Annotated in this window: 20 protein-coding genes and 1 tRNA gene; 8 read left to right on the forward strand and 13 right to left on the reverse strand. The window is 65.8% G+C overall.

What is annotated here, in order from left to right; translation table 11 throughout:
• The first annotated feature begins 268 nt into the window (after positions 1–268).
• Positions 269–775 (forward strand): SecDF P1 head subdomain-containing protein, encoded by a 507-nt coding sequence (locus tag IB256_RS18650; protein WP_192290247.1) that lies wholly within the window; start codon positions 269–271, stop codon positions 773–775.
• A gap of 191 nt (positions 776–966) precedes the next feature.
• Here the strand turns inward: IB256_RS18650 and glyA are convergent, their stop codons facing one another.
• Positions 967–2,220 (reverse strand): serine hydroxymethyltransferase, encoded by a 1,254-nt coding sequence (glyA, locus tag IB256_RS18655; protein WP_024763060.1) that lies wholly within the window; start codon positions 2,218–2,220, stop codon positions 967–969.
• Between the two features lie 267 nt (positions 2,221–2,487).
• Positions 2,488–6,651: an EAL domain-containing protein gene (locus IB256_RS18660; RefSeq protein WP_225601857.1), complete on the reverse strand. Its 4,164-nt coding sequence runs from the start codon at positions 6,649–6,651 to the stop codon at positions 2,488–2,490.
• A gap of 420 nt (positions 6,652–7,071) precedes the next feature.
• On the opposite strand from IB256_RS18660, the gene ettA reads away from it, so the two are divergent.
• Positions 7,072–8,736, forward strand: a complete 1,665-nt coding sequence (gene ettA, locus IB256_RS18665) for an energy-dependent translational throttle protein EttA (protein ID WP_192224641.1) — start codon at positions 7,072–7,074, stop codon at positions 8,734–8,736.
• 64 nt (positions 8,737–8,800) lie between these two features.
• Here ettA and IB256_RS18670 read toward each other — a convergent pair whose 3' ends face one another.
• On the reverse strand, positions 8,801–9,097 hold the full coding sequence (locus IB256_RS18670; protein WP_225601845.1) for a hypothetical protein: 297 nt from the start codon (positions 9,095–9,097) through the stop codon (positions 8,801–8,803).
• A gap of 217 nt (positions 9,098–9,314) precedes the next feature.
• Between IB256_RS18670 and gdhA the strand changes: the two genes are divergently transcribed.
• Complete coding sequence (gene gdhA / locus IB256_RS18675; protein WP_138212153.1) at positions 9,315–10,649, forward strand: NADP-specific glutamate dehydrogenase; 1,335 nt, start codon at positions 9,315–9,317, stop codon at positions 10,647–10,649.
• Between the two features lie 51 nt (positions 10,650–10,700).
• Here the strand turns inward: gdhA and IB256_RS18680 are convergent, their stop codons facing one another.
• The 8 genes from IB256_RS18680 to IB256_RS18715 form a co-directional block, all read right to left on the reverse strand.
• Positions 10,701–11,732 carry a cytochrome-c peroxidase gene (locus IB256_RS18680; protein ID WP_192290243.1) on the reverse strand — a complete coding sequence of 344 codons (1,032 nt, stop codon included), beginning with the start codon at positions 11,730–11,732 and terminating at the stop codon, positions 10,701–10,703.
• Positions 11,733–11,860: 128 nt separating this feature from the next.
• Entirely contained in the window at positions 11,861–12,220 is a 360-nt protein-coding gene (locus IB256_RS18685) for a hypothetical protein (protein ID WP_192403633.1), read from the reverse strand.
• A gap of 102 nt (positions 12,221–12,322) precedes the next feature.
• Complete coding sequence (rtcA, locus tag IB256_RS18690; RefSeq protein ID WP_192403634.1) at positions 12,323–13,348, reverse strand: RNA 3'-terminal phosphate cyclase; 1,026 nt, start codon at positions 13,346–13,348, stop codon at positions 12,323–12,325.
• 19 nt (positions 13,349–13,367) lie between these two features.
• Positions 13,368–13,946 carry a hypothetical protein gene (locus IB256_RS18695; RefSeq protein WP_192403636.1) on the reverse strand — a complete coding sequence of 193 codons (579 nt, stop codon included), beginning with the start codon at positions 13,944–13,946 and terminating at the stop codon, positions 13,368–13,370.
• A 9-nt stretch (positions 13,947–13,955) separates the two neighbouring features.
• On the reverse strand, positions 13,956–15,182 hold the full coding sequence (locus IB256_RS18700; protein WP_192290236.1) for an RtcB family protein: 1,227 nt from the start codon (positions 15,180–15,182) through the stop codon (positions 13,956–13,958).
• Positions 15,179–15,577: a zinc-ribbon domain containing protein gene (locus IB256_RS30870; RefSeq protein WP_192290234.1), complete on the reverse strand. Its 399-nt coding sequence runs from the start codon at positions 15,575–15,577 to the stop codon at positions 15,179–15,181. The genes IB256_RS18700 and IB256_RS30870 overlap by 4 nt, the downstream gene beginning before the upstream one ends.
• A gap of 31 nt (positions 15,578–15,608) precedes the next feature.
• The gene (locus IB256_RS18710; protein WP_192290232.1) at positions 15,609–16,751 is read right to left on the reverse strand and encodes a slipin family protein; all 1,143 of its coding nucleotides are present in this window, start codon (positions 16,749–16,751) and stop codon (positions 15,609–15,611) included.
• Between the two features lie 361 nt (positions 16,752–17,112).
• Positions 17,113–17,185, reverse strand: a tRNA-OTHER gene (locus IB256_RS18715).
• 284 nt (positions 17,186–17,469) lie between these two features.
• Between IB256_RS18715 and rtcR the strand changes: the two genes are divergently transcribed.
• Genes rtcR through IB256_RS18735 form a run of 4 tightly spaced genes read left to right on the forward strand, consistent with a single transcriptional unit; the run spans position 17,470 to position 21,674 of the window.
• Positions 17,470–19,083, forward strand: coding sequence for an RNA repair transcriptional activator RtcR (rtcR, locus tag IB256_RS18720; RefSeq protein ID WP_192403638.1), 1,614 nt, complete (start codon positions 17,470–17,472; stop codon positions 19,081–19,083).
• Positions 19,084–19,118: 35 nt separating this feature from the next.
• Complete coding sequence (locus IB256_RS18725) at positions 19,119–19,688, forward strand: NADAR family protein (protein ID WP_192290228.1); 570 nt, start codon at positions 19,119–19,121, stop codon at positions 19,686–19,688.
• Positions 19,681–20,622, forward strand: coding sequence for an SMI1/KNR4 family protein (locus IB256_RS18730; RefSeq protein ID WP_192403640.1), 942 nt, complete (start codon positions 19,681–19,683; stop codon positions 20,620–20,622). Before IB256_RS18725 ends, IB256_RS18730 begins: the two co-directional genes overlap by 8 nt.
• A complete protein-coding gene (locus IB256_RS18735; protein ID WP_192290224.1) occupies positions 20,619–21,674 on the forward strand; it encodes a hypothetical protein in 1,056 nt (351 codons plus the stop codon). Before IB256_RS18730 ends, IB256_RS18735 begins: the two co-directional genes overlap by 4 nt.
• A 48-nt stretch (positions 21,675–21,722) precedes the next feature.
• Here the strand turns inward: IB256_RS18735 and IB256_RS18740 are convergent, their stop codons facing one another.
• Both IB256_RS18740 and IB256_RS18745 read right to left on the reverse strand, forming a co-directional pair.
• Positions 21,723–23,588, reverse strand: coding sequence for a DUF4105 domain-containing protein (locus IB256_RS18740; protein WP_192403643.1), 1,866 nt, complete (start codon positions 23,586–23,588; stop codon positions 21,723–21,725).
• A gap of 61 nt (positions 23,589–23,649) precedes the next feature.
• Positions 23,650–24,138, reverse strand: a complete 489-nt coding sequence (locus IB256_RS18745; protein WP_192290220.1) for a DUF3015 domain-containing protein — start codon at positions 24,136–24,138, stop codon at positions 23,650–23,652.
• Between the two features lie 246 nt (positions 24,139–24,384).
• Here IB256_RS18745 and IB256_RS18750 point away from each other — a divergent pair, with 246 nt between their 5' ends.
• Entirely contained in the window at positions 24,385–24,708 is a 324-nt protein-coding gene (locus IB256_RS18750; protein ID WP_045217219.1) for a TraR/DksA family transcriptional regulator, read from the forward strand.
• Positions 24,709–24,770 lie beyond the last annotated feature (62 nt).

Here is a 24,770-nt window from a genome sequence, read left to right on the forward strand (position 1 = left end):
CGCGCCGTTATCGTTCTGGCCGGGAAAAGCAAGGTGCATGCCCAGGTGGGCCGTGCGCCTTTTCTTGTGACCGGCAAAAGGCGCGCATGATACCAGCTCGTCCTGCGCCGGAGAATTTCTGACCGGACCGCCAGCATCCGTTCGTCTGCAAGCTTAGACGCGAGCGCCGACCAAGGGAGTGCAACTTGTGCGCTGATGGTGGTCTGACTGTTCATGACCTTGGCTATAACCCTGGCCCGACCGGGCCATCCTGTCCGATTCGCAGTCGATGAAACGCTCTATTCCGATCCTCCTTGCCTCATTGTTGGGCGCCGCTTTGCTGGGTGCGTGTGCCGGTGCGCCGCCGTCGGCCCCGCAGCACACGTTCGATGTCCATGCCGTGGCCGAGAAGCCCACGGCCAGCACCCGCACCCTGGCCGACCCACAGGGCAAGGCCGTGCTGGTGACCACTCACCCCGCCCTGACCCAGCGCGACGTGCAGCGGGCTGAACTGGCCAGCGTGGCCGACGGCACACCGGCCGTGCGCGTGCTGTTCACGCCCGAAGCCAGCCAGCGCCTGGCGAAACTGACCCAGGAAGAGCAGGGCAAGGCCCTGGCGGTGGTCATCGACGGACAGCTGCGCCTGCTGCCCAGGGTGACGCGGGTGGTGACCGATGGGCAGGTGCTGCTCAAGGGGTTCGCCAGCCCGGAGGAAGCCCAGACGCTGGTGCGTCGGCTCAATGAGCTGCGTGACGTGCCGGTGCAGCCGGAGCAGAAGTCCGGTGGGCAGCCGTAGCTTCTTTATAGGGGTTTGAAGAAGGTGGCACTGCGTAGGGCGAATAACCTGGGACAGGTTATCCGCCGATGCCCCAGCGGAGGATAACGCTGGCGCAATACGTGCCCCACAGGTCTGGACTCTGTGGACGACAGACATGAAAAAGCCCGGCATCTGCCGGGCTTTTTCGTTTTGCAGTTCGCGGGCTGGGCTTAGGCGCCGTAGACCGGGAACTTGGCGCAGATCGCCTTGACCTTCTCGCGCACGCCGTCCACCACGGACTCGTCGCCCATGTTGGTCAGGATGTCGCAGATCCAGCCAGCCAGCTCGCGGCACTCGGCTTCCTTGAAGCCACGAGTGGTGACAGCCGGGGTACCGATACGCAGGCCGGAGGTGACGAACGGGGAACGCGGGTCGTTCGGCACGCTGTTCTTGTTCACGGTGATGAAGGCACGACCCAGGGCAGCGTCGGCGTCCTTACCGGTGATGTCCTGCTTGATCAGGGACAGCAGGAACAGGTGGTTCTGGGTACCGCCGGACACCACGTCGAAGCCGCGCTCGATGAACACGCTGGCCATGGTCTGGGCGTTCTTCAGGACCTGCTGCTGGTAGGCCTTGAACTCGGGCTGCAGGGCTTCCTTGAAGCACACGGCCTTGGCGGCGATCACGTGTTCCAGCGGGCCACCCTGGGCACCCGGGAAGACAGCGGAGTTCAGCTTCTTCTCGATCTCTTCGTTCTTGCGAGCGAGGATCAGGCCGCCGCGCGGGCCGCGCAGGGTCTTGTGGGTGGTGGTGGTGACCACGTCGGCGAACGGCACCGGGTTCGGGTAGACGCCAGCGGCGACCAGACCGGCCACGTGGGCCATGTCGACGAACAGGTAGGCGCCAACCTTGTCGGCGATGGCGCGGAAGCGGGCGAAGTCCAGCACCTGGGAGTAGGCGGAGAAGCCGGCAACGATCATCTTCGGCTTGTGCTCGACGGCCAGGCGCTCGACTTCGTCGTAGTCGATCAGGCCGGCGTCGGTGATGCCGTACTGCACCGCGTTGTACAGCTTGCCGGAGGAGGAAACGCTGGCGCCATGGGTCAGGTGACCACCGTGGGCCAGGCTCATGCCCAGGATGGTGTCACCGGCCGACAGCAGGGCCAGGTAAACGGCGGCGTTGGCCTGGGAGCCGGCGTGCGGCTGGACGTTGGCATAGTCGGCGCCGAACAGTTCCTTGGCGCGGTCGATGGCCAGCTGCTCGACGACGTCGACGTACTCGCAACCGCCGTAGTAGCGCTTGCCCGGGTAGCCTTCGGCGTACTTGTTGGTCAGCACCGAACCCTGGGCTTCCATCACCGCCGGGCTGGTGTAGTTCTCGGAGGCGATGAGCTCGATGTGCTCTTCCTGGCGCTGGGCTTCCTGCTCCATCGCGGCGAAGAGTTCGGCATCGTAGCGGGCGAGGGTCAAATCACGGCTGAACATGGCGGTCCTCTTAAGGATCGGGTGCTGGGGAAAGGCGCGCATTCTAACCCAAGGCGCCGGTGCTGGCACATGAAAGGCGGTCATGTGGCTGACAAGCGGGGTTCAAGGCCCGGATCGCGTAGCCGAAGTAGCCTGGAGGAAGTGCAGGAAGAACTCGACGTAGGATGGCGTGGAGCGCAGCGATACCCATCGGTCCGCATTGCGACAGCATGCGTATCGCTGGGCTCTGCCCATCCCGCAAAGGCGCTCATTGGCGCCGTTGTGCAGTCAGCCCAGCAGGAACAGCGCGTTGCTGGCGAACAGTGCGGCGAACTGGTCGGCCGGCACCGGGCGGCCGAAGAGGAAGCCTTGTACCTCGTCACAGCCGTGTTCGCGCAGGAACTCGAGCTGCTCGTGGCTCTCCACGCCCTCGGCGATCACCATCAGGTTCAGGCTGTGGGCCATGGCGATGATGGCGCGGGCGATCTGCGCGTCCTGCTCGCCATGGGGCAGTCCGTCGACGAAGCTACGGTCGATCTTCAGCACGTCGATGGGGAACTGCTTCAGGTAGTTGAGCGAGGAGTAGCCGGTGCCGAAGTCGTCCACCGCAATCGCCAGGCCCAGGCGTTTCAGGCCCTGAAGTATCTGCATGGCCTGGGAGACGTCGCTCATCAGGATGCTTTCGGTCAGTTCCAGCTCCAGGCAGGCCGGGGCGATGCCGGTGTCTGCGAGGATACCGGCGATACGCTCGCCCAGCTGGCCGTCGGCGAACTGCCGGGCCGAGAGGTTCACGGAAATCTTCGGCACCCGCACCTTGTCCCGGTGCCAGGCGCGCAGTTGCAGGCAGGCCTGCTCCAGCAGCCAGTCGCCGACCTGGGCGACCAGGCCGAGTTCTTCCAGCACCGGAATGAACTCCGCCGGCGGGATCAGCCCGCGCTTGGGGTGCTGCCAGCGCAGCAGCGCCTCGGCACCGGTCAGGCGGCGGCCGTCGCCAGTGAACTGCGGCTGGTAGTGCAGGACGAATTCGTGCAGCTCGATGGCGCGGCGCAGGTCGCTTTCCAGTTCCAGGCGTTCCAGGGCGCGGGCGTTCATCTCGGCCTGGTAGAACTGGAAGTTGTTCTTGCCCATTTCCTTGGCGTGGTACATCGCCGTGTCGGCGTTCTTCATCAACTGGCTGAGCTCGGCGCCGTCCTGCGGCGAGAGCGCAACGCCGATGCTGGCGGTGACGAAGAACTCGCGGCCTTCCAGGGTGAAGGGGCGGGCGAGGCTGGAGAGAATCTGCTCGGCGACCTGGATCGCCTGGCGCAGCGCCTTCTCGCGGTCCTTCTGGCCGGGCAATAGCAGGGTGAACTCGTCACCGCCCATGCGCGCCACGGTGTCGTCGTCGCTGACGCAAAGGCTCAGGCGCTCGGCCACTTCCTTGAGCATGCGGTCGCCTGCGGCATGGCCCAGGGAGTCGTTGATCGGCTTGAATCGGTCGAGGTCGAGGAACATCAGCACCACCCACTGCTGGTGCCGTTCGGCCTGCAAAAGGGCGGTGTGCAGGCGGTCCTGGAACAGCGTGCGGTTGGGCAGGTGGGTCAGGGCGTCGTAGTAGGCCAGGCGATGGATGCGACGCTCGCTGGCCTTGCGCTCGCTGATGTCGCTGAAGAAACAGACGAAGCTGACCAGGTCGCCGTCCTCGTCGTGGACCGCGGTGATGCCGACCCAGCTGGGGTACAGCTCGCCGTTCTTGCGCTTCTGCAGAATCTCGCCTTCCCAGCTGCCGCTCTTGAGCAGGCTTTCCATCACATGCTTGAGCTGGTTGGCTTCCTGGCGGTCGGCGGTGAGCAGGCGCGGCAGTTGGTCCAGCACCTCCTCGGCGGAGTAGCCGGTGAGGCGGCTGAAGGAGTCGTTGATCTGCACGATGTAACCGGCCGGATCGGTGACCATGATCGCCGCCGTGGAGTGCTCGAATACCGTCGCCGCCATGCGCATCTCGCGCTCGGCGCGGCGTTGCTGGCTCACGTCGCGGGCGACGCCGAGCAGGCCTTCGAAGCGGCCGTGGTCGTCCCACATCAAAGCGATGCGCAGCTCCACGGGAATCTTGTGGCCGTCGGCGTGCAGGCAGTCGAGGCTGAACAGCTGCGGCTCGGCGCTTTCACGCAGTTCGGCCAGGCGCTTGGGCTCGCCGATGGCGCCCTGAACGCGGTTCAGCAGTTCATCCAGGCGCTCCAGCTGAGCCGGGTTGGCGGCCACCTGCTGGAAGCCGTTGGACAGCACCCACTCGGGGCTGTAGCCGAGCACCTGGTGGATCGATGGGCTGAGGTAGTTGAGCTTGACCTGGGCATCCGTGGAGAGGATCACGTCGCTGATGCTCTCGGCGAGCATGCGGTAGCGGCGGCCGCTCTCGCGCAGGGAGTTGTGCGCCTCGACCGTGTCGGTGATGTCCTTGGCCACGCCGATCAGCCGCGCCACGCGGCCGGAGGCGTCGCGGGTGAACGCCTGCTCGCGGATGTCGAACCAGTGCCAGCTGCCGTCGCGGTGGCGCCAGCGCAACTGGCTGTCCAGCAGCAGGCCATCGCCCACCACCTGCTGCAGGTTGCGCACGCGCCAGTAGTATTCGACGTCGTCCGGGTGCAGCACCTTCTCCCAGAAGCGCTCGCCCATCTCGCGCAGCTCGTCGTTGTCGTAGCCGAGCTGGTGGCCGAGGTTGTGGTTGCTGAAGATGACCCGGCGCGCGGCGATATCGTGGATATACAGGGTGTCGGGCACCGCGCGCACCGCGTCGGACCAGAACTTCTCGCGCTCGATCAGCGACAGCTCGACCTGCTTGCGGCTGGTGATGTCCGACAGGCTCAGGGTGACGGCGTGGAAGTCCTGGATCATCTCCGGCACGCGCAACTGCAGCCACAGATGGCGCTGCTCGCCCTGGCGGGTGTGGATGCAGGCTTCCAGCTCCACCATGCCATGGCCGTGCAGCACCGCTTCGAGCACCTTGCTGCGCACGCCGTCCGGGCGCATGCCGGTGCCGCCGACGAGAACCTGCCAGGCCTGTTCGGTGGTGCTCACGCCCATCAGGCGCTTGGCGACGTTGTTGATCTCGGTAATGCGTACCTGGCGCAGCAGCCAGGGCAGGCGCTCGGGCTGCGAGGCGATCCACTCGCGCAGGTCGCTCTGTCGGCGCAGGTTGAGATCCACCAGGCTCTGGCGCAGGGCGGAAAGGTCGAGCACGCAGAGGGCGACGCCGACACCGTCGAAGATGTCCTGGTAGCGTCGGCGGGTCTCCTCGAGGATGTGCAGCGCCTGCTGTTCCTCGGTGACGTCGCGCAGTACCCAGACCTGCCCGCCCTGGGGCAGGTTGCCGCGCAGCACCCAGGTCTGCTCCGGCGACAGCGGGCTGTCGTCCAGGGAATGGTGGCTGACGGCGAACAGCCGGGCCTGGCCGGTATCGTTGACGCGCACCAGTTCGGAGCCGTTTTCCGCCGCGGCATCGCTGCCATGCAGCAGGGCGCCCAGGCCGGGCAGCAACTCCAGCAGGTGATGCTCGCCGGCCTTGTCGGCGCTGACGCCGAACAGCTGCTCGGCCTGTGGATTGAGGTAGGCGAGGCGGCCGTCGGCGCGGGTCACCAGCACCCGCTCGTCGATCGCGCCGAGGGCCTGCGCGGCCTGGCGCAGACTCTGCTGCGATTCCACGGTCAGTGCCCGCAGGTTCTGCTGTTCTCGCTGCAGGCGCAGCAAGGCGGCGCCGGCGATGCCCGCCAGCACCAGCAGCAGGGATAGCTCACCGGCCAGGCGCGGCAGCAGGGTGGCGCGGATCTGCCGGTCGTCGAATTGCGGGTGCAACTGCCAGTCGGTGTTCTGGATGTCCAGGCCGTCCAGGCTCTGCGCCTGTTCCAGCGGCGAGGCGGCGGACAGCGGGCCGGGGCGGAAGCCGCTGGAACGGCCGAGGACCTTCTGCTGGACGTCGTCGACCAGGATCCAGTCCGGTGATTCGGGGCGGATCTGCGCCGCCCAGCCACGTCGGGCGACCTTTTCGTCGAGGCGGATGACGCTGTCGCCTTCGCCCGCCTCGGTGGCCTTCAGCCAGACATAGAAGTGGCCGCCGTTTTCCTCGCTGAAGGCATAGTGATAGGTCTGCTGCGCGCTGCGCTGGCGCAGGGCCTCGATGAACGCGGTGTCCTTGATGCCGCTGGCGGAGTCATGCACGGGCACGCCGCTGGCGCTCAGCCGGACCAGGCTGTGGAAGGACGGGTAGATGTGTGTCAGGCCAGCGATCAGCGGCGCGTGGACGTCGCCGGGGGCGCGGTCCTGTTCCTGCTGCAGCAGGGCCTGGGCCGCCACGGCCTTGAGCTCCAGGGTCAGGGAGATCCGCTGGGCCATCTGTTCGCCATGCAGCACCACCCGCTCACGCTCGAAGCGCTCCTGGCTACGAAACTCCTGATGCAGCTGCCAGCCCAGCAGGCCGAGCATGAACAGCACCAGCAGCACCAGCGCGGTCCGGGTCGCCACGCGGCCAGGCCTGGCCAGGGCGTCCGGAGGAGTACGGGGGAAAATAGACAAGGACTTAAGGACCTGGGGCGATACGGCTGAATTCGGCGCAGGCTAGGATGCCCGGAAAGGCGGCGAAGTGCCAGTATGGCCGACGAGCGTCGTTTGCCCTTCCTGACTCATTCCGGTAGCTTTGCCGCACGCGCGCGTGGTGTGGGTTGCATAAAGTACATCCGCGCAGAGTCCCGCGCGAAGGGCCGTCCATCGGCCGTTCGCGCCCGCCGGCAGCCCGCTCGCTAGCGTTCGAGCGCTGCCGCTCCGGCCAGTGAGCCGGCGTCCCGGAACCTGCCGTCGTTCGTTCCGGCCATCCCGATCACAATTCATCCCAGAAGTCAGGTATCCATGGCTCAATACGTCTATACCATGCACCGGGTCGGCAAGGTTGTGCCGCCCAAGCGTGAAATCCTCAAGAACATTTCCCTGTCGTTCTTCCCCGGCGCCAAGATTGGCGTGCTCGGCCTGAACGGCGCGGGTAAATCCACCCTGCTGCGCATCATGGCTGGCGTCGACACCGAGATCGAAGGTGAAGCCCGCCCGATGCCGGGTATCAACGTCGGCTACCTGCCGCAGGAGCCCAAGCTCGACCCGCAGGCCACCGTTCGCGAGATCGTCGAAGAAGCCGTCGGCCAGATTAAGGCTGCCCAGGCCCGCCTGGACGAGGTCTATGCCGCCTACGCCGAGCCGGATGCCGACTTCGACGCCCTGGCCGCCGAGCAGGCCAAGCTGGAGGCCATCCTCCAGGCTTCCGACGGCCACAACCTGGAGCGCCAGCTGGAAGTCGCCGCCGACGCCCTGCGCCTGCCGCCGTGGGACGCCAAGATCGAACACCTTTCCGGTGGTGAGAAGCGCCGCGTCGCCCTGTGCCGCCTGCTGCTGTCCGCTCCGGACATGCTGCTGCTGGACGAACCGACCAACCACCTGGACGCCGACTCCGTCGCCTGGCTGGAACACTTCCTCCACGACTTCCCGGGCACCGTGGTAGCGATCACCCACGACCGTTACTTCCTCGACAACGTCGCCGGCTGGATTCTCGAGCTGGACCGTGGCCAGGGCATCCCCTTCGAAGGCAACTACTCCGGCTGGCTGGAATCCAAGGCCAACCGCCTGGCCCAGGAAGCCAAGCAGGAAGCCTCCCATGCCAAGGCGATGAAGGCCGAACTGGAATGGGTTCGCCAGGGCGCCAAGGCTCGTCAGTCGAAGTCCAAGGCCCGTCTGCAACGCTTCGAGGAAATGCAATCGCAGGAATTCCAGAAGCGCAGCGAGACCAACGAAATCTACATCCCGGCAGGTCCGCGCCTGGGCGACAAGGTCATCGAGCTGCACAACGTCAGCAAGGGCTATGGCGATCGCCAGCTGATCGACGACCTGTCGCTGAGCATTCCCAAGGGCGCCATCGTCGGCGTGATTGGTGGCAACGGCGCGGGTAAGTCGACCCTGTTCCGCATGCTGACCGGCAAGGAGCAACCGGACTCGGGCAGCATCGAGATCGGCGAAACCGTGCAGATCGCCAGCGTCGACCAGAGCCGCGAAATCCTCGATGGCAACAAGACCGTGTGGGAGCAGGTGTCCGACGGCTTCGAGCAGATCAGGATCGGCAACTACGAAGTCCCGTCGCGCAGCTACGTCGGCCGCTTCAACTTCAAGGGCGGCGACCAGCAGAAGTTCGTCAAGGACCTCTCCGGTGGTGAGCGTGGCCGTCTGCACCTGGCCCTGACCCTGAAGCAGGGCGGCAACGTGCTGCTGCTCGACGAACCGTCCAACGACCTCGACGTGGAAACCCTGCGTGCGCTGGAAGAAGCGCTGCTGGACTTCCCCGGCGCCGCCATCGTGATCTCCCACGATCGCTGGTTCCTGGACCGCATCGCGACCCACATCCTCTCTTACGAGGACGACGGCAAGGTGGTCTTCTTCGAAGGCAACTACACCGAGTTCGAAGCCGATCGCAAGAAACGCCTGGGCGACGCTGCCTCGCAGCCGCACCGCGTGCGTTACAAGAAGCTGGCGTAAGCCGCTTCTGCAGGAAAACGGGGCCTTCGGGCCCCGTTTTTTTTGCGGCGCGCGCCGACAGCGGTCAGCGGCTGCGCTTGAGATCGTCCAGGGCGCGGCGCTGTTCCTCCAGCTGGCGCTGCAGTGTGTCGATTTGCCGCGCCTGGTCCTGCAGGGTGCGTTGCTGTTCTTCCAGCTGGCGCGCCATGCGCTCCAGGTCGTCGGTGCTGAACTTCGACTTGTGGATCACTTCGCTGTCGAATGTATCCGCTACCACCAGCGCGCCGGATTCGGTGAAGTTGCCCAGTTTCATGGCCCCGTGGGCGGGCAGGGCGAGAGTGCAGGTGAGGGCGGCGAGAAGTGCGAGGGGGCGTGCGAGCATCGGGATCGTCCTGATGGATTGAATGGTCTGCGTGCAACTACCTATTGATTTTGTATACAAAAATCTGTTTTTCTGCCGGTCCGGCAGAAGTGGGATTTATATTTTTGCACCATAAAGATTCATAAAAGCGTCACGCTGCACTATCTCGGGGCGGCGTGGGTTGTTAGAGTCTGCCGGCAAAAAAGCATCACATAATCAGAAAAGTACCGGTGTAGACATGACGCAATCCGTTGACTCGTTCCTCGAGCGCCTCAAGCGGCGCGACCCCGATCAGCCCGAATTCCACCAGGCGGTGGAAGAGGTGCTGCGCTCCCTCTGGCCCTTCCTCGAAGCCAATCCGCACTACCTGCAGGCCGGCATCGTCGAACGCATCGTCGAGCCCGAACGCGCGATCCTGTTCCGCGTACCGTGGGTGGATGATGCCGGACGAGTGCGGGTCAACCGCGGTTTCCGCATCCAGATGAGCAGCGCCATCGGCCCGTACAAGGGCGGCCTGCGCTTCCACCCCTCGGTGAACCTGGGCGTACTGAAGTTCCTGGCCTTCGAGCAGGTCTTCAAGAACTCCCTGACTTCGCTGCCCATGGGCGGCGGCAAGGGCGGCTCGGACTTCGATCCCAAGGGCAAGAGCGACGCCGAAGTCATGCGCTTCTGCCAGTCGTTCATGAGCGAGCTGTTCCGTCACGTCGGCGCTGACCTCGACGTGCCGGCCGGTGACATTGGCGTGGGCGCCCGCGAGATCGGCTACCTGTTCGGCCAGTACAAGCGCCTGTCCAACGAGTTCACCTCGGTGCTGACCGGCAAGGGCATGTCCTACGGCGGCAGCCTGATACGCCCTGAAGCCACCGGCTACGGCTGCGTGTACTTCGCCCAGGAGATGCTCAAGGCCCGCGAGAGCGGCTTCGACGGCCAACGCGTGGCCATCTCCGGTTCCGGCAACGTGGCCCAGTACGCCGCGCAGAAGGTCATGGAACTGGGCGGCAAGGTGATCTCGCTGTCCGATTCCGAAGGCACCCTGTTCTTCGAGGCCGGCCTGACCCTGGAACAGTGGGAAGCGGTGATGGAGCTGAAGAACGTCCGTCGCGGTCGCCTCAGCGAGATGACCGGCCCCGGCCTGCGCTTCATTGCCGGTGAGCGCCCGTGGTCGCTGGCCTGCGATATCGCGCTGCCCTGCGCTACCCAGAACGAGCTGGACGCCAACGACGCGCGCACCCTGCTGGCCAACGGCTGCGTCTGCGTGGCAGAAGGCGCGAACATGCCGTCGACCCTGGAGGCTGTGGATATCTTCCTCGAGGCCGGCATTCTCTACGCGCCGGGCAAGGCTTCCAACGCCGGCGGCGTCGCCACCAGCGGCCTGGAGATGAGCCAGAACGCCATGCGCCTGCTGTGGACCGCCGGTGAGGTGGACCAGCGCCTGCACGGCATCATGCAGAACATCCACCATGCCTGCGTCGCCTATGGCGAGGAGAATGGCCGGATCAACTACGTGAAGGGCGCCAACATCGCCGGCTTCGTCAAGGTCGCCGACGCGATGCTGGCCCAGGGCGTGGTCTGACCACTCCCCGGAAATGAAGAACGGGCCCGTCGGGCCCGTTTTTCATTTCGCTCAGTCCACCGGCTTCGGCGTGGTCGCCGTGCTTGGCGGCAGCAGCGGGTATTCCACCTTCGGCTGCTTGCCAGTGGCGGTCTTGAGGAAGGCGACGATGTCGCCGACTTCCTCGGCGTTCAACTGCTTGCCCAGTTGCGCGGTGCCCATGATCGCCACTGCTTCCTCCAGGTCCCAGACCTGCCCGCTGTGGAAGTACGGTGCGGTCAGCGCGATGTTGCGCAGGGGCGCGGCGCGGAACACGTACTGGTCGTTCTGCGTCTTGGTCACTTCGAAGCGGCCCTTGTCGCCGGTGGGCAGGATCTTGCCGTCGGGCTTCTTCACCAGACCGAACGGGAAATAGGCCTGGCCGCCCAGATTCACGCCGTTGTGGCAGCTGATGCAGCCTGAGCTCATGAAGGTCTGCAGGCCCTTTTTCTCCCTGGCATCGAGGGCGTTGTCGTCGCCCTTGAGGTAAAGGTCGAAGCGCGAGTTCGGGGTGATCAGGGTCGACTCGAAGGCTTGCAGTGCTCGGGCCATGTTGTCGAAGCTGACTGGTTGCTTGTCGCTGGGGAAGGCCTTTTCGAAGGAGGCAACGTACTCCGGCATGCTGCGCAGCGTGGCCTCGACGTTCTTCGGCGTGTTGTGCATCTCCACGGGGTTCTGCACCGGGCCCTTGGCCTGTTCTTCCAGGTCCTTGGCGCGGCCATCCCAGAACTGTGCGACGTTGAAGACCGCGTTGAATACGGTGGGCGAGTTGCGCGCGCCCTTCTGCCAGGCATGGCCGCTGGACGCGGGCACGTTGTCGGCGCCGCCGGTGCCGATGTTGTGGCAGGTGTTGCAGCTGATCACGTGGCTGGCGGACAGGCGTGGCTCGAAGAACAGCTGTCGGCCGAGTTCGATCTGGTTGGGGTCGAGCTTGTCGCTGGCCTGCTCCGGGATGGGCTTGAAGATGCTGTTGGCGTTGTCGCGCAGGACATCGGCGTTCGCTTGCGCCGCCGCCGTGCTCACGGCCAGCAGCAGACTGCCCAGTGCCAGTTTGATGGGCTGCATGTGGAGTCTCCTTTTTCTCAGGCTTTTTGGGTTTCTTCTGAGTTCAAGGAGAGGCCAGACGGACGGGGCGCGGCTTGACCGGAATCAAGCGCGCGGCGCCATACGGGTGTGGATGGTTGCCGCAGCGGTCAGTTGCCGCGCAGGGCATGGGACAGCGCGCGATCCTTCTGCTGTTCCCAGTCGCGGTCGCGGTCGCTGTTGCGCTGTTCTTCGTACTGCTGGCGCTCCTGGCTCACGCGCATGGCCTGGCATTGCTGGAAGCCGTCGTTCCAGCCCAGGGCGTACTTCGGCTCATCGAGGTAGCGCGGCACGTTCTTGCGGAACTCGCCGGTGATCGCGCCGGCCGCCTGGCGGCCGCTGCCGCAGCCGTCGTCATAGCCGTCGGCATAGGCCGGCGGATAGCCCTGGGCAATGAGGGTTTCATGGGTGGTTTCGCAGCCGGCGAGCAGCGCGGCGCAGAGCAGGACGACGGCGGCGCGGTGCGCCATGGAGACTCCCGTGTGCCGGTGAGGCGGGCACACGCGCCGGAAGAGGTAGCGCCACTCGAGGTGACATGGCGCGAATCTATTGGGCGGCTCGTGAGGAAAGCGTCAAGTCGGCGTGATGCGGATGTGCTGGCCAGCTGCCTGCCCTGCCGTGCAGTCGATCCGTACCGGCAGGAAGGCTTCGATCACCGCGCAGTTGCTCAAGAGATGGTCGCTCGCAACCGGCGTGGTGAAGCTGCCGCCACCGGCCAGCGCCATCGGTAGCACCAACTGGTCGGCGAGGTGTTCCTCGACGCTGGTGCCGCTGCGGCGCCAGTCATCGGCCTGGTGCAACGCCTGGCTGGCGACACGCTCGGCGCTGACCCCTGACTGGCCGAAGGCGCAGAACACCAGGGTGAGCTGCTCGCACTCGACTTCCAGCAGCAGGGCGTTGCCCGGGCCCTGGTCTTCCGGCAGGCGGACAACCTGTGCGGAGGCCGCGTGCCAGTCCTGATGCCGCTTCACCTTCTCCAGCTCGCGATCCGCCACGTGGCCGGGAATGGCCGCCAGCAGGGCGCGGGCCGAGCGCGAAAGCACGGCGCCGGCTTCCGGCAGATGCAGCGGCTGCAGCTCGCCGGGCGTGGTGCGCACCAGCAGCTCACCGCCGCCCGCCGGCATGAAGCCATGGCGCAGCAGCTCGAAGTCGACCTTCGCGCCCATGCGCCGCAGCAGCGGCAACCAGCTGCGCTCGATGAAGTCCGCCGGTGGCGCCAGCGGGTTGTGCGTGCCGCCGCTGATCGCCAGGCTGCTCGGCCCATCGGCGAACAGCAGGGCCGGCAACAGCGTCTGCAACACCAGCACGGCACTGCCCGCGCTGCCAATGGCGAAGCGGTAGTCGCCGCCGCGAATCGTGCCGGGGCGGAAGGTCAGGCTGCGCGATCCCAACTCGTCGCCTTCCACCGCCGCGCCGCAGATATCCACCGCTGTGCGCACGGCCGTCAGGTGCTGACGCAGCAGCCCCGACCGCGAGCGCCGGCCACGGATGTTGACGATACGCAGCGCCGTACCGGTGATCATCGACAGGCTCAGCGCACTGCGCAGAATCTGCCCGCCGCCTTCGGCGCCGTCGAGTTCGATCAGGTGCTTGTTCATTGCTTCGATCCTTGCAGCTTCAGTCCGTCGCGCTGGCGGCCAGCGCGGACAATGTCCGGCGTCGCGGGTTGTACAGGGTGAGGCACCAGATGCCCCACCATTCCTTGCCGTCATCGAAGTAGCAGCTCCAGTTGCTGCGATGCGGTTCGGCATCGCCGTCGCCGACCCAGTCGAGCACCTGCAGGCCTTCGTCCGGATTCAGCCGCAGCACCTGCAGCCATTCGCGGAAGTCCGCTACCTGCAGTTGGGTGCCATAGGGCGGGTCGCGGAAGGCGCGGCACAGCGGGCCGTCATCCCGAGCCAGCTCGCACACTGCTTCGGCACTGAGTGCCTGCGGGCGGGCCCGGGCCAGGTCCGGCGTCAGGTCCGCCCACTTGTGGTTGGCGTACTGCGGGTGGCGGGCGATGACTTCCGCCTGCCACTTGCGCGCGCGTTCCTGGATGGACTCGAACAGCCGCTGCAACGCCAGGCGATGTTCCGCCTCGCCGGGCATGGCGGTCGGGTCGAGCGTCAGCACGCGGAAGTCGAAGACGCAGCGCTCGTGTTCCAGGCGGCTGCGCAGTTCCTGCATGCGCTGGTTTTCCATGGGTTGCAGCATGTCCTCACCTCATCCTTTCACGCAGACCACCTGGCGCAGGGTATGCAGCACTTCCACCAGCTCGCGCTGGGCGTCCATCACGGCGTCGATGTCCTTGTAGGCCATCGGGATCTCGTCGATCACGTCGGCATCCTTGCGGCATTCGACGTGGGCGGTGGCGCGCACCTGGTCCTCGACGCTGAACAGCTTCTTCGCCTTGGTGCGGCTCATGGTCCGCCCGGCGCCGTGGCTGCACGAGCAGAACGCCTCTTCGTTGCCCAGGCCGCGGACGATGAAGCTCTTGGCGCCCATCGATCCCGGAATGATGCCGAGCTGGCCTTTCTGCGCAGACACCGCGCCTTTGCGCGTCACCAGTACCTCTTCGCCGAAATGGCGTTCCTTCTGCACGTAGTTGTGGTGGCAGTTCACCGCTTCCAGGCTCGCCTCGAACGGCTTGCGGATGATCTGCCGCGCCGCGGCGATCACCGATTGCATCATCAGCTCGCGGTTCTGCCGGGCGAAGTCCTGGGCCCAACCCACGGCTTCCACGTAGTCATCGAAGTGCTGGCTGCCTTCCTCGAAGTAGGCCAGGTCACGGTCCGGCAGGTTGGCGATGTGCTGGCGCATATCCGCCTGGGCCAGTTCGATGAACAGGTTGCCGATGGCGTTACCCACGCCGCGCGAGCCGCTGTGCAGCATGAACCAGACGCGGTCCGCTTCGTCGAGGCAGACCTCGATGAAGTGGTTGCCGGTACCGAGGGTTCCCAGGTGCTTGCGGTTGTTGGTTTTCTCCAGCTTCGGGTGCTTGTCGGTGATCACCTTGAAGCGGCCGGCCAGCGCGCGCCACGCGTCGTCGGCGTGATCGGGCACGTTTTCCCAGGCGCCCTTGTCGCGGCCTGCCCGGGTGTTGCTGCGACCGTGAGGTACGGCCTTCTCGATGGCGGTGCGCAGACCGTGCAGGTTATCCGGCAGGTCCGATGCCACCAGCGAGGTGCGTGCGGCGATCATGCCGCAGCCGATATCCACGCCCACGGCTGCCGGGATGATGGCGCCCCTGGTGGGAATCACGCTGCCGATGGTCGATCCCTTGCCCAGGTGCACGTCCGGCATCACGGCCAGGTGCTTGAAGATGAAGGGCATCTTCGCGGTGTTCATCAGTTGCTGCCTGGCGTCGTCTTCCACCGGCACGCCCTGGGTCCAGAGCTTGATCGGTTTGCCGTTGGCGACTTCCAGCAGTTGGAAGGTCTTGGTGCTCATGTTTCGACTCTCTTCATTTGCCTGGCGAGCTGGCCGGTAGCGGGTTGTGCCCGGCCATCGCGAATTCGTTTGTTCAATCGACAGGCGCGGCAGCGTATCGCCGTGGAAAACACCTGTCCCTTACAGTCTTCGTACCACCACTTCTGCTGGGCGGCGGTCCAGGTCTGCTCGGCGCCGCAGTCATGGCAGGTGAAATCCCGGTCCTCGTACCAGCCACGGCGCACGAACAACGGGTCGCCGTAGCTGTTGTAAGGCGCCAGGTTCGAGCGGTTGACCGGGACGCTGCCGGGCGGAGCGACCTGGCCCGAAGGATGCCAGGCGGGCGCGGCCTTCTTCGCCTTGCGTTGCTCGCGCGCCTGGCGGATTTCCCGGCGGCGTTGCTTGTTGCTCTTCACGGTGCCGACTCCTGCGCTGGGCAGGCCTTTGTCAGGCCTGCTTCAGCGTTACCAGTCCATTCAATACCTGATCCAGGCCGCCGAATACCGAGATGCGGTCGATTCGTTCGGCTACCCGCTCCAGGGTTTCCAGTTCCTTCAGGCGCAGGGCGGTGGGGTTGTCCTCCATCACCTTGGCTGTGTTCAGCAGCGAGCGGGTCGCCGAGGTTTCCTCGCGACGACGGATCACGTTCGCCTGCGCCGCCTTCTCCGCCTCCACCACCTGGGCCAGCAGGGTCTTCATCTCGCCCGGCAGGATGATGTCGCGCACGCCCAGGCCGCTGACCTCGATGCCGGTGCCCGGCAGTCGCTCCTTCAGGTAGGCGCCGACCGAGTCGTCGATGAGTTGCTTGTTCTCCAGCAACTCATCCAGCGAGCGGGTACCCACCGCCGCACGCAAACCGAATTGCAGCTCGCGGTAGAGGTGCTCCAGCGGCTTGGACAGGCTGGAAAACGCCGTCAGTACGTCGCTGTAACGCCAGTTGGCGGCCAGGTTCAGGCGCAGGCTCACCTTGTCGCGGGTGAGGATTTCCTGGCCGCTGACTTCCAGCGCCTGGATCCGCGTATCGATCAGCTCCACGCTCACCTGGCGGTTGTAGCGCCAGAAACCGTACTGGCCCGCGGGCAGGAGCTCGACCACCGCACCGTCGACCTTCAGCACGCCGACCTGGTAAGCCGGTACCAGGGTCACCAGCAGCGCCTCGACGCCGACCACGCTGCGACCGCGCAGGTTGCCCTGCATTTGCTGCAACAGCGCCGGAGCCACGCGGTACTCCTGGCTCAGGTCGATGCGCTCCAGGCGCTGTTCGGTCTGGCCTTTCCAGTACAGCCGGCGGCTGCCCGGCGCGAGGATTTCCGCCAGCACGCCGTCCTCGAAGCGCAGGCCGGCCTCGTTCTCGGCCAGGTCCATGCGGGTGAAGTAGCGTTCGACCAGCGCCGGTTCGGACTGGCGCAGGTAGCCAGCCAGGCGGTGTTCGAACAGCGGGGTGTTCAGGCTGAAGGTTTCCACGCTCAGGCGGTTGTACAGGTCCAGGTGACGGTGGATGCCCGGCTCGAGGATTGCCAGGAAATCGCCCTCGGAGTACAGCAGGCCGCGTTCGTTCTTCTTCACGGTAAAGCGCTTCAGCAGTTTCATCTCTCTTCCTTCTTCTGGTGTGCGTGCTTCTGTTGTGCTAGGTGCCGGTGTCCGCCAGCTCGTCGGGTGGCGAGGCGGGGGCCTGCGAGAGCCTGGTGCTGCGGACTGCCTGTCCATTGCGCCGAATCCATCGGCCAGCACTTGCCTTGTCGCGGGCCCGGTCCTCGTACCGGGCGGGCTGGCGGTGGCTTCGGGTCCCTGGCGCGTCCGGCCTTCCTGGCCTCTTTGCGCCTCTCCCGTCGCCCACCGGCGGGGTGTTGCCTTCATGAGTAGCTGCCTTAACAGGGCAGTGTTCGAGCGGGAGTCGAACCCGCGACAGGCCATTTCGTGGATGGCTGCTCTACCGGACTGAGCTATCGAACGGCGCGGGCAGGATTCGAACCTGCGACGGCTCCAGCGAAATGGAGTGCTCTACCGGGCTGAGCTACCGCGCCATCGACCGTGACTGCTGCAGCGGCATGCGCGAAGCCGACACCAGGGGTGGGCTCGGGCACCGGCGGGAGTGGTAGTCCCTGCCCGTGGGCTGCATCAGCGATGCGGTCGAGGGAGATATAGCGAGGGGCATGCCAGGTTTGTTTTTGGGTGTTGTTCTTTTCTTGTAACTAATTGATAAATAACGAATTAATTTTTTCTGGGTGCGGAAATCCATTCTCGATGATTGGCCGATCATGGATTTTATGGATATCCTGAGATCGTTATTTATCTTCATGGATAAAAGATGAAAACCAAGAAAACCGTCGCCATCGGCTTCCTCGGTTCTACCCTGGATCGCGTCGGCAAGGGCGCAGCGCGCTGGCAGAAATGGCGGCCCACGGTCGGCCTGTGCCAGCAGCAGGACCTGCTGGTCGACCGCCTGGAGCTGATCCACGGGCTGGACGCGCGGGATATCGGGCTGGCCGAGCGCATTGCCGCCGATGTGCGGCTCGTCTCCCCAGAGACCGAGGTGCGCTTGCAGCCCATGGCGCTGCGCAACCCGTGGGACTTCGAGGAGGTCTACGGCGCGTTGCACGATTTCGTCGGTAGCTACGCCTTCGATACCGAGCACGAGGACTATCTCGTGCACATCACCACCGGGACCCACGTCGCACAGATCTGCTGGTTCCTCCTTACCGAGGCGCGTTACCTGCCGGCGCGACTGGTGCAGGCTTCGCCGTCGCGGCGCAAGGACGAGGCGCGGCAGCCGGAAGGGACGGTCACGGTCATCGACCTCGACCTGTCGCGCTACGACCGCATCGCCACGCGCTTTCGTCGTGAACAGGAGGAAAGCCTGGCCTTCCTCAAGTCCGGCATCGCCACGCGCAACGCCGACTTCAACCGCTCCATCGAGCAGATCGAGCGGGTTGCCGGGCGCTCCCGCGCGCCGATGCTGCTGATCGGCCCGACCGGCGCCGGCAAGTCCTTCCTCGCTCGCCGCGTCTACGAACTCAAGCGTGCGCGGCACCAGTTCCAGGGTCGCTTCGTCGAGGTGAACTGCGCGACCTTGCGCGGCGACGGCGCCATGTCCGCGCTGTTCGGCCACATCAAGGGCGCTTTCACCGGTGCACAGAACGCTCGCGAAGGTCTGTTGCGCGCGGCGGATGGCGGCATGCTGTTCCTTGACGAGATCGGCGAACTGGGCCTGGACGAGCAGGCCATGCTGCTCAAGGCCATCGAAGAGAAGCGCTTCTTCCCGCTGGGCTCGGACCGCGAAGTGGGCAGCGACTTCCAGCTGATCGCCGGCACCCACCGTGACCTGCGCGAGCGGGTGGCCGAGGGGCTGTTCCGCGAAGACCTGTTCGCTCGCATCAACCTCTGGACCTTCGACCTGCCGGGGCTGGCCGGGCGCCGCGAAGACATCGAGCCGAACATCGATTTCGAGTTGGAACGCCACGCCCGCGAGCAGGGTCGCCTGGTGCGCTTCAACCGCGAGGCGCGCACGCGCTACCTGGCTTTCGCCAACTCGGCGCAAGCCTTGTGGAGCGGCAACTTCCGCGAGCTGTCGGCGTCCATCACGCGCATGGCGACCCTGGCCGATAGTGGACGGATCGACGAGGCGCTGGTGGAGGAAGAAATCGGCCGGCTGCGCCGCTCCTGGGGCGCTACCCAGACGCAGAGCGCGCTGGATCGCTTGCTGGGGGAGGAGGGCGCCGAGGCGCTGGACCTGTTCGACCGCCTGCAGCTGGAAGCGGTGGTCGACGTTTGCCGGCGGGCGCGCAGCCTGTCCGACGCCGGTCGCCAGCTGTTCGCCGTCTCGCGTCAGGAAAAGCAGAACCCCAACGACGCCGACCGCCTGCGCAAGTACCTGGCGCGCTTCGGTCTGGATTGGTCCGGGATCACTGACGGGGTGCGCTAGAATCGGCGTTTTGCGGTAGCGGCAAGGAGCCGATCATGGAAGAACCGATGAGTGTCGAGCAGCTGTGCCGACGCATCGAGGCGGGCGAGGCGTTCAAGTACCTGTACTTCTGGGGGCATCGCCCAAAGCACTCCGTGGAAGTCGACAAGAGCTGCTTCAGCCAGTGGTTCGAAGTGGCCTTCGAGATCGACGGAGTAACCTACACCAGTGCCGAGCACTACATGATGGCCGGCAAGGCCCGACTGTTCGGTGACGAGGCGGCGCTGGCGCGGATTCTCGCGGCGCGCACGCCGGCTGAGGCCAAATCCATCGGTCGCGAGATCCTCGGCTTCGACGAGGCCGCCTGGAACGCCGAGCGCCTGGCGATCGTCACCCGCGCCAACCACGCCAAGTTCGGACAGAACCCGGCCCTGCGCGAATTCCTGCTGGGCACGGGCGATCGCGTGCTGGTCGAGGCCAGCCCGGTGGATGCCATCTGGGGCATCGGTCTGGCGGTCGATCATCCCGATGCAGGCAATCCGGCGCGCTGGCGCGGGCTGAACTTGCTGGGTGTTGCCCTCATGAGTGCGCGCGATGCGCTGCGCCGGGAGGGCCGAAATGCCTGAGTTCACGGCTGCCCAGCAGCAACTGCTGCGCGATCACCGCCTCGCGTGGTTCGCCGGGCGCATTATCCATGACGCGCAGCCGCCGATCAGTGATGCGCAACTGGCCAAGGTCGAGCAACGCCTGGGCAGCCAGCTGCCACCCGAATTGGTCGCCCTGTGGCGCTGCAGCTTCGGTGGCCGGCTGGATTACGAGCTGTGCGTGGACTACGACGGCCACCTGCATCCCTACTCCTTCAACGAATTGTTCTATCCGGACAGCGACGGCTACAACGACCTCTGGGGCTGGCTGGCGCACGAGCAGGAGTGCGCCGAGGAAGTCGCCGAGGAGAATGGCCAGCAGTGGGACGGCCGCGTGGGCTTCCTGCCCATCGGTGGTTTCGAGTACCTGGAGCGGGTCTACGTCTGTGTCGAGCCGGAAGAGTTCGGCGCCATCTACGCCTGGAGCCGTGCGCTGCCGCCAGCCTGGCCGCTGCGTCTGCACCAGGATGCACTGACAAGGGTGGCCGACGACCTGTACGGCCTGTTCGCGCTGCTGGGCTTCGATGACGACCCGTTCGCCGAGGGGGCGGATGGCGGTCAGGAATTGCTCGAAGCTCTGGATGAACTGGCTGCCTCAGGCGCCGAGGGCGAAGCGCTGGTGCAGCTTCTGCAGGGCTCGCTGCGGCCGCTGATACGCGACTGGCGCGCGGCGCTGGAGCAGGGACGGATTGCCGGTGAGCCGGAGCTGCAACGCCTGGCGCTGACGCATGCGGTGCGCAGCGGCGATATTGCGCTGCTGGAACAGCTGCGCGACCGGGGTTGCGACCTTGGCCAGTTGCTGACTGGCGGTGGCAATGCGCCGGTGCATGCGCGGGTGATACAGCGCGAGACGGTGATCCGCTGGTTCGCCGAGCAGGGCATTGGGGAGTATCAGCTCGACGGAGATGTGGCATGACGCTGGCGACACGCTTGCCGGAATCGTTGGTCGAATTCCTGCGCCAGCCGGTGAGTGCGCCGGAGGATCGGGTCGAGGCGCAGGACTTCGTCCGCCGCACCGACGTTCGCGAGCTGTACCGCGAGACACTGGGTACGCCCCGCGCGGACGAGATGCTTGCCCTGTGCGCAGCATTGCTTCCCGAGCTCAGTCCCAACCGTGCGTCGTTGCTGGCGCTGTTCTGCGGTAGTTGGGTCGAGGGCGGCGCAAACCCGTGCATTGCCTTCGCGGCAGTGCTGGAAGCTTTGGCGCGGGCCCTCGCGACGCTGCGTCCGTATTGCGCCGATGAGGATGTCGAGGACGACGAGGAGGCGCAGGCCGCGGCGAGGCAGGCCCGCGAGCGGCTCGACAGCCTGACACCCGCGCAGTCGCTACTCATCGACAGCGCGCATCCGGCGGTCGATCTGCTGGTGCTGCCGCTGATGACCATGCTGATGCGTTCGCGGGAAAATCACCGCGATTTCCTGGCTAATGGCGAGCTGCTCCGCGATATCGACGCCATGGTGAAATCCAACACCACGCTGCCCTTCGAGAATCTGCACTTCCTCGACCATGCCGCGGCGCTGACCTACGAAGACGAGTTGGTGGTGGTGCTGCCCGCGACGCGCAGCGGTCTGGTGGTGAGCGCGCAGGGCATCAACTGCAACTTCCATGCGTTCTCACTGCTGCAGCCGCTGCTGGCGGTCCATGGTGAGCAACTCGGGTTGCGCGTCGCGGCACCTGTCGCGGGGCAGGAGGTACCACGGGAAGACAGCGCACAGTATTTGTGGTTGCAGGCGTTCGCCTTCGAGAAGGGCGAGCTGGTCAACAGTCTGGCCTGGGCGTGGGGCGAGGCGCCGCTGCGCAGCAATAGCCGCAAGCATGGCCACTGTGTGCTGATTGCGCTGGATACCGCAGAGGGGGTGTCGCGCTCCTGGTCGGGCTTCGCCGATCGCCTGCATGACGCACATCAGCCGTCGGTGGAGCTGGTGCGTTTTCTCAGCGAGGAAGAAGTGGCGGCCTATCTGGAGTGACGCTGGCAAAGGCGCGCCACGGCATTGGCCGCAGCGCGTCTTCCCCGGTCAGTAGTGGTACCAGCGCAGCTCCAGCATCACCTCACTGCGCGGGCTGGCCTCATGGCTGAACTCGCGCTGGGCCGACAGGCGCAGGCCGAGATTGCGGCCCAGTTCTACCTGCTGGCCGAAGCTCAGGGTGCGGCGCACTTCGCCGTTGTGGAAGTAGTCGCCCTTGCCTTCGAGGCTGAGGTTGCCCAGCGGGTTGCTCCATAGCACGCCGGTGTCGAAGCCCATGGCCGGGGCGATGGTGGCGGCGAAGTCCGGGTTGTTCTCGATGCGCGCTGTGCCCAGGGCATAGGCCTGCAAGTCGTCGGAGAGCTTCCAGCTGCCGCCAGCGCCGCCGTTGAGATGGCCGACCAGGGTGTCGTGGTCGTTGTCGCTGTGCTTGCCGATCACCCGTTCCCAGCCGCCGGCGACCTGCCAGGACAGCGGTTTCAGCAGCTCGTTGCGCGGCGTCATGGAGCGGATGGTGACCAGGTCCAGTTGCTGCAGCTGCCAGCGGTTGCCTTCGTACTGGCGCAGCTTGAGCTGGCCGATCTCGATCTGCGCGCCGAGGGGGAAGCCGTAGGCGTTGTCGTCGAGGTCGTGGTAGGCCATGCGCAGGCCGTACTGGGCGAAAGCCTCTCCGTCGCGACTGCCGGCACCCATCTGCCAGGTGCGCGATTCGTGGCCGTTCTCCGGCTGGCCGGGGCGTTCGACGTCCAGCGCCGGCGGCGGGTTCTTGTTGATCGCCTTGAGCAGGTTGTAGCTGCGCGAGGCGGTGGACTGGTCGCGTTCCTGGCCGGTGGCGCGGTAGCGCACCAGGCGGAACGCGGTGTCCTGCACCAGCGCCTGGCGGTCGGCGGGCAGGGCGGCGAACTCGGGGCTTTGCAGCTGACTGTCGTCGTCGGCGATGTGGCGGGCCAGCACCTTCTCGTCGTGGCTCAGCGGTTCGCCGCGGGCCAGCAACTCGCGCTCGCGGGAGGGGCGGTAGTCCACCCGGTCGATCAGCCCGGCGTCCTTTACTGCGCGCACCGTGTCGGTGGGGATGGCGGTGAGCGGGAAGTGGTCGGTGAGTTCGGTGCCGGGGCGGGCGATCTCCAGCAGCTCCAGCAGGCGGAAGGAGCAGTTCTCGTCGAAGAAGTAGTACTTGAAGCGGATCTGCTTCAGCTCCCAGACGTGCTCGACCATGCGCGCGGTTTCTTCCGGCGTCAGGTTCAGGCGGTATTCCCAGAGGTCGCGGTTCTCCAGGCGGCTGTATTCGGAGAGCTTCTCGCGGTAGGGCACCAGGGCGAACAGGCCGGGATAGCCGCCCATCAGGCCCTTCCAGGCGTAGAGGATGCTGTTGTCCATGCCCTCGATGTAGGCGCCGAAGTTGAGCGCGTAGCTGAGCAGGGCGGTGTTGTCGGAATCGACGTCGGCCTGGTCGATGCGCAGCAGGGTGTGGCCAAACATCGAGGACGGGCTGTTCAGGTAGGCGGCCGGGAACACCAGCACGGCGCTGTGCGGGTTGATGTCCTGGTACCAGGTGGTGAATTCCTTGCACTCCACCGTCGGCAGATCATCGAGCTGCAATTGCTGGCGCAGCCAGCGGGTACGCGCCGGGTACACGCACTGGGCGTGCTTGTCGCCGAGGCTGGCCGGTGCGTAGAGGGCCTGCACGGTGGCGGCCAGTTCGGATTGCGGGTGACGGTCTCCGTCCTTTGCGAGGAAGAATTTCGGATCATCGACGAAGCTGCGCCAGCCACCAAGCTTGGCGTGTTCGTAGTGACCCAGTGCCAGCCAGTAGGGCTCGTCGGCCAGGCTCTGCAGGCGTTGTGGGTCGATCGCCGGCGAAGCCAGCAGTGGGGTGCAGGCGCACAGCGCCATCCAGGGCAACAGGCGTTTGGGCATCGAGTGGGCTACTGGGAGGGAAGGGTGAGCCCGCCCTCAGGAGGCGGGCTCGCGTTGGCCATCAGGCCTGGTCGGCGTACTTGGCCAGGGTGCTGTCCTGTTTCAGGACGGCCTGGGTGTTGGTGTAGACGTCTTCGGCGGTGACGTCGGACTTGTTGAAGATCTGCGCGAAGTGCTCATGGGTGACCTGGGCGAAGTGCGCGCGGTCCTCGGGCTTCACGCCCAGCACGACGGCGTAGGTGGTCAGCGCTTCGCCGTCACCCTTGGCCATGTCTTCGGAGAGCTCGTCCATCATGCTGCTGAGCACGATCATCGGCTTGCCGCCGTAGGTCAGCGCACCGTTGGTGTGGCAGCCGTTGGTGCCGGTGGTCATGCCGAAGGTGTTGTTGCCGCTGGTGCCGTTGGTGGTCGCTGCCAGGACGTGGGTGGCGGTGCCGCGCTGGCCCTTGAACAGCATGTTGCCCCAGCCGCAGCCGTCGCTGCCGGGTGCATCGGCGAGGGCGCTCAGGGAGGCGGTGGCGAGGAGGGTACCGAGCAGAATCCTTTTCATCGTTTTTCTCTCTTTTTGAGGTCTTGCTTTATGAGATCGGGAAACGTTGAACAGTCGCTGACAGCCTAACAGCGCCTGGTCAGAGCTTTTCTCCAATGCCTTGCAGGTGTCAAGGCAACCGCTGCCGCAGTCAGTATGGCCGGTCCCGGCTGAATGGGCCGGGATGACCGGCAGTTGATCGGCATCAGCGGCGGAAGTCTTGGAACCGACCACACTTGAATCAGTTCCCCTTGCGAGGAAGTAGTCATGGTCGATTTCGATCCACGGCCAGCGCTGGACCAGTTGGCGGCCGAGTATTCCAAGCGTGCCGAAGCCATCCGCCGCGACCTCGGCCGCAGCCATTCGCCGGACTTCGCCGAGCAGGCCCAGCAGCGGCAGAACGACGACGTGCTGCGCGCGTTGCTCGCCGAAGCCGACGCGGGCATGCGCCTGGTGGGCCTGGCGCGCCTGCGCCTGGCTGACGGCACCTACGGCGAGTGCGCGCGTTGCGGCGAGGCCATCGAGGAGCGCCGCCTGCGCGCGCTGCCGGCCGCCGAGCACTGCCTGCGCTGCGCCGATGCGGTGGACTGAAACTGTCACCAATACTGCCTTGCCAGTGGCGCGCGGGCGGCGCGAGAATGCGGTCGAATCTC

Source organism: Pseudomonas sp. PDM17 (assembly GCF_014851985.1).
Lineage (GTDB): Bacteria > Pseudomonadota > Gammaproteobacteria > Pseudomonadales > Pseudomonadaceae > Pseudomonas.

Excerpts from the sequence above, each read along its gene's own strand:
- IB256_RS18650 (WP_192290247.1), top strand. The coding sequence starts at position 269 with ATGAAACGCTCTATTCCGATCCTCCTTGCCTCATTGTTGGGCGCCGCT.
- glyA (WP_024763060.1), bottom strand. The coding sequence starts at position 2,220 with ATGTTCAGCCGTGATTTGACCCTCGCCCGCTACGATGCCGAACTCTTC.
- IB256_RS18660 (WP_225601857.1), bottom strand. The coding sequence starts at position 6,651 with ATGCTCGGCCTGCTGGGCTGGCAGCTGCATCAGGAGTTTCGTAGCCAG.
- ettA (WP_192224641.1), top strand. The coding sequence starts at position 7,072 with ATGGCTCAATACGTCTATACCATGCACCGGGTCGGCAAGGTTGTGCCG.
- IB256_RS18670 (WP_225601845.1), bottom strand. The coding sequence starts at position 9,097 with ATGCTCGCACGCCCCCTCGCACTTCTCGCCGCCCTCACCTGCACTCTC.
- gdhA (WP_138212153.1), top strand. The coding sequence starts at position 9,315 with ATGACGCAATCCGTTGACTCGTTCCTCGAGCGCCTCAAGCGGCGCGAC.
- IB256_RS18680 (WP_192290243.1), bottom strand. The coding sequence starts at position 11,732 with ATGCAGCCCATCAAACTGGCACTGGGCAGTCTGCTGCTGGCCGTGAGC.
- IB256_RS18685 (WP_192403633.1), bottom strand. The coding sequence starts at position 12,220 with ATGGCGCACCGCGCCGCCGTCGTCCTGCTCTGCGCCGCGCTGCTCGCC.
- rtcA (WP_192403634.1), bottom strand. The coding sequence starts at position 13,348 with ATGAACAAGCACCTGATCGAACTCGACGGCGCCGAAGGCGGCGGGCAG.
- IB256_RS18695 (WP_192403636.1), bottom strand. The coding sequence starts at position 13,946 with ATGCTGCAACCCATGGAAAACCAGCGCATGCAGGAACTGCGCAGCCGC.
- IB256_RS18700 (WP_192290236.1), bottom strand. The coding sequence starts at position 15,182 with ATGAGCACCAAGACCTTCCAACTGCTGGAAGTCGCCAACGGCAAACCG.
- IB256_RS18710 (WP_192290232.1), bottom strand. The coding sequence starts at position 16,751 with ATGAAACTGCTGAAGCGCTTTACCGTGAAGAAGAACGAACGCGGCCTG.
- rtcR (WP_192403638.1), top strand. The coding sequence starts at position 17,470 with ATGAAAACCAAGAAAACCGTCGCCATCGGCTTCCTCGGTTCTACCCTG.
- IB256_RS18725 (WP_192290228.1), top strand. The coding sequence starts at position 19,119 with ATGGAAGAACCGATGAGTGTCGAGCAGCTGTGCCGACGCATCGAGGCG.
- IB256_RS18730 (WP_192403640.1), top strand. The coding sequence starts at position 19,681 with ATGCCTGAGTTCACGGCTGCCCAGCAGCAACTGCTGCGCGATCACCGC.
- IB256_RS18735 (WP_192290224.1), top strand. The coding sequence starts at position 20,619 with ATGACGCTGGCGACACGCTTGCCGGAATCGTTGGTCGAATTCCTGCGC.
- IB256_RS18740 (WP_192403643.1), bottom strand. The coding sequence starts at position 23,588 with ATGCCCAAACGCCTGTTGCCCTGGATGGCGCTGTGCGCCTGCACCCCA.
- IB256_RS18745 (WP_192290220.1), bottom strand. The coding sequence starts at position 24,138 with ATGAAAAGGATTCTGCTCGGTACCCTCCTCGCCACCGCCTCCCTGAGC.
- IB256_RS18750 (WP_045217219.1), top strand. The coding sequence starts at position 24,385 with ATGGTCGATTTCGATCCACGGCCAGCGCTGGACCAGTTGGCGGCCGAG.